The sequence below is a fragment of the Photobacterium sp. OFAV2-7 genome (assembly GCF_022347985.1).
GTDB lineage: Bacteria > Pseudomonadota > Gammaproteobacteria > Enterobacterales > Vibrionaceae > Photobacterium.
Genome location: NZ_JAKRFQ010000618.1, coordinates 1 through 3212, shown reverse-complemented (window position 1 = coordinate 3212; position 3212 = coordinate 1). Strand labels below are relative to the sequence as shown.

General features: G+C 50.6%; 4 protein-coding genes and 1 pseudogene. 2 read left to right on the top strand and 3 right to left on the bottom strand.

The annotated features are described in order from the left end of the window. Positions 1-247 precede the first annotated feature (247 nt). From MHN01_RS21850 to tesA, 3 genes are all read right to left on the bottom strand, one after another. The gene (locus tag MHN01_RS21850; protein WP_239413414.1) at positions 248-1075 is read right to left on the bottom strand and encodes an SDR family oxidoreductase; all 828 of its coding nucleotides are present in this window, start codon (positions 1073-1075) and stop codon (positions 248-250) included. Between the two features lie 153 nt (positions 1076-1228). Beyond that, the gene (locus tag MHN01_RS21845; RefSeq protein WP_239413412.1) at positions 1229-1507 is read right to left on the bottom strand and encodes a DUF4189 domain-containing protein; all 279 of its coding nucleotides are present in this window, start codon (positions 1505-1507) and stop codon (positions 1229-1231) included. 80 nt (positions 1508-1587) lie between these two features. Then, on the bottom strand, positions 1588-2190 hold the full coding sequence (gene tesA / locus MHN01_RS21840; RefSeq protein ID WP_239413411.1) for a multifunctional acyl-CoA thioesterase I/protease I/lysophospholipase L1: 603 nt from the start codon (positions 2188-2190) through the stop codon (positions 1588-1590). Here tesA and MHN01_RS21835 point away from each other — a divergent pair. Together MHN01_RS21835 and MHN01_RS21830 are read left to right on the top strand one after the other, a co-directional pair. Continuing rightward, positions 2189-2863 carry an ABC transporter ATP-binding protein gene (locus MHN01_RS21835; protein WP_239413409.1) on the top strand — a complete coding sequence of 225 codons (675 nt, stop codon included), beginning with the start codon at positions 2189-2191 and terminating at the stop codon, positions 2861-2863. The genes tesA and MHN01_RS21835 overlap by 2 nt on opposite strands. Then, positions 2860-3212: pseudogene (locus MHN01_RS21830) on the top strand (ABC transporter permease); the annotation flags it as partial. The gene MHN01_RS21835 and the pseudogene MHN01_RS21830, both read left to right, overlap by 4 nt.

The following is a 3212-nucleotide window of genomic DNA, read 5'->3' as shown; positions in this document are numbered from 1 at the left end:
GATAGAGCCTACTTTTAGCTTACCCGACTAAGATAACGATTTAATATGACACAAATATTACGTTAGTTGTCTTTTTTGGCTAATTTCTTCAATTTAGGGCGCTAAGCAATGTTTTTGCTATTTGAGGTGGCTGAATCGTGGCTTTTTTGATCAGTAACAGGTGTGCTTTATTTCATATTTCAAAGCAGGAAAGGAGCAAATACCGACATATCGAAGCTGTTTTACTAACGTTGCCGGTATTTCTTCTTTAATTACTCTTGCTTAGCAACTGATCAAGCCAGCTGACAGGCAGGATTCGGCGCAGGAAGCCAAAAATATGGGTTGGCTGGGTAACATAATAACGGGGTTTGGGGCGTTCGCTGTCAATGATTGCCTGCAATGGTTTCAATACTGCGTCAGGCGCCAAGGTGAATTTGCTTGATGGCGAGGACTTGCCCAACCTGTCTAGAGTTTGCTTGTAGCTGGCATGGTGGCGAGAGGCTGCCATATCAATATGTTGCTCGAACTTGAGTTTGGCATTTTCCCTGAAATGGCTCTCGATAGGCCCTGGCTCGATAAGGCTGACGTGAAGCGGCGTATCCTGTAATTCGAGTCGCAGGGTATCGGTATATCCTTCGAGGGCGAACTTGCTGGCATTGTAGGCCCCGCGGTATTTCATTGCGACCAGCCCGAGAACCGAGCTATTCTGAACGATTTTTCCGCTGCCCTGTTTGAGCATTACGGGAATAACGGCTCGGGTAAGCTCGTGCCAGCCGAACACGTTGGTCTCGAACTGTTGTCGCAAGGCCTGGGTTGGCAGATCTTCGAGGGCTCCGGGCTGACCGTAGGCGGCATTGTTGAATAACACATCGAGACGGCCTCCGGTTAAAGCCAGGCAAGCCTCAATAGCCTGCTGGATTGAATCGGTATCGTCGAGATCAAGTTGGATACAGTTCAGCCCTTGCTGCTTAAGGGCCGCAACATCTTCCTGGCTCCTGCAACTGGCAACAACGTTATAGCCGGCCTTATGAAGTTGTTCTGCACAGAACCGGCCTATGCCGCTGCTGCAACCGGTGATCAGGATGGTCTCTTTCATTCTTGTTCCTTTAGCGCGTGTCCCGAAAGGTATATTGAGAATAAAGAGTTATAGCCAAAAAAAGAACAGCCAGGGGCTGATACCTGGCTGTTCATTCTGGATTTGAGCGTGTGATCATTGTGTAGCTATTCGTTACCCGGGCGCTGAACGGCGTTAGTTAGCAACCGATGAGCCGTTGATATCCACAACATTACAATTTTTTCCGCCCAGCTTGACACAAGTCTCGATGGCAAGCTTCTGCGCTTCCTGAATATCTCTGGCTCCCCAGGCGGCACCGGCGATTTTATTGGTGCCAATGGCGTAGGCTTTATTATCCGATTGCACACGGTAGTTTTTATATAGCCCGTAGGTACCAGGATCGGCACTTTGGCAACCACTGATGCCAAAAGCAACAGCAATTGCTGCAAAAATTAAGCTATTTCCCTTCAACATACTCACTCACTTACTTTCTTGTTAGTAAACAGTAAGAAGCTTAGTCAATAAAATTGGACAGCAAATCAATTTCAAACTTTTTAATGAAGATAGGGCGTGAGCTCCGATGCCATAAATTCGGCTATCCATGGTTGGGCATCCGGCTTGGGGTGCAGGCCGTCATCCATCATCCATTCTTGTTTGAGAATGATTTTCTCAAGGAAAAAAGGCAGCAACGGTGCATTGTATTGTTTGCTCAACTGGGGGTATATATTACTGAAGATCTCACTGTAGCGTTTACCGTAGTTGGGTGGTACATGGATTTGCATTAGCAGGGCTGTTGCCCCGCCGTCATGGATCTGGGTGATCATTTGGCCGAGGTTATTGCGTATAGTAGAGGGAGAGAAACCGCGCAGGCCATCATTCGCACCGAGCTCGATAATGACGTAATCTGGGTTATGTTGTTGTAACAATTTAGGTAGCCGCGCCAGGCCATTGCCCGTGGTATCGCCAGAAATGCTGGCGTTAACGACGGTTATCGAGTGCCCCTGTTGCGCCAGTACCGGCTCCATCAGAACCGGCCAGCTCTGTTCAGCACGCATTTGGTACCCGGCACTTAGACTGTCACCGACTACCAGCAAAGTGTTGCTGTAGGCGTTTAGCGAGAAAACAACGAACAATAAAACTGAAAGGAATCGCATCATGTCAACTTCCGTGATTAAGGCTGTATCTGTATCCAAACAGGTGACGACGGCATCATCGTCGCTCACCATTTTGCAGGATGTTTCCCTTGAGGTCGAGCAAGGAGAGGCAATTGCGTTAGTTGGCGTCTCCGGTGCCGGCAAGTCCACCCTGATGACGTTACTGGCGGGACTGGATGTGCCGACGGCGGGGGATATCGAATTACTCGGCAGGCCTTTGTCCCGACTTGACGACGAAGCCAGAGCTGCACTGCGTAGTGATTCGATAGGTTTTGTATTTCAGAGCTTTTTACTTATTCCGTCGCTCAGCGCGCTGGAGAATGTGATGCTGCCGGCGATCATAAAAGGGCAGGACGGAGATGAGCTTCGTGCGGCAGAATTGCTGTCTCAGGTAGGGCTTGAAGGGCGGGAAAGCCATTTGCCCTCGCAGCTTTCCGGTGGTGAGCAGCAGCGGGTTGCACTGGCAAGGGCGTTTATGACCCGTCCTCAGGTCTTGTTCGCCGATGAGCCGACCGGCAACCTCGACCAGCATACAGCCGCTACGGTGATTGACTTGCTCTTTGCCCTCAACCGTGATCACGGCACCACTCTGGTACTGGTGACCCATGATCCGCAACTGGCGCAACGCTGTGATCGTACCTTACGGATCCAGGGCGGAAGTGTGGAGGCTGCATGAGTGAACTGAGTGAGGCGAACCAGGTGGCGAGGCCACGCAAACAACCCTTGTTGCTGAAATGGAGTTGGCGTGAGCTGTGGCATGGACAACTGTGGCCGGTTGCGGTGGCATTAACTTTAATTATTGCCTGTGTCTTTGCGCTGTCGGCGCTGGTGGTACGGGTTGAGAAGATTATGGTTGATCAGGGGCGAACTATGATTGCCGCTGATCTGGTCTTTCGCTCGGCCAATCCGCTGGAGCCGCCGTTGCTTGAGCAGGCCAAGGCACTGGGGCTGACGGTGTCACAACAAACTCGCTTTGGCACCATGGCCTTTAGTGAGCAGGAAATGCAGTTGGTTAGCGTGAAGTC

What these genes read in the sequence shown, in the direction of transcription:
- MHN01_RS21835 (WP_239413409.1), top strand. Translation starts at nt 2,189, where the DNA reads ATGTCAACTTCCGTGATTAAGGCTGTATCTGTATCCAAACAGGTGACG.
- MHN01_RS21845 (WP_239413412.1), bottom strand. Translation starts at nt 1,507, where the DNA reads ATGTTGAAGGGAAATAGCTTAATTTTTGCAGCAATTGCTGTTGCTTTT.
- MHN01_RS21850 (WP_239413414.1), bottom strand. Translation starts at nt 1,075, where the DNA reads ATGAAAGAGACCATCCTGATCACCGGTTGCAGCAGCGGCATAGGCCGG.
- tesA (WP_239413411.1), bottom strand. Translation starts at nt 2,190, where the DNA reads ATGATGCGATTCCTTTCAGTTTTATTGTTCGTTGTTTTCTCGCTAAAC.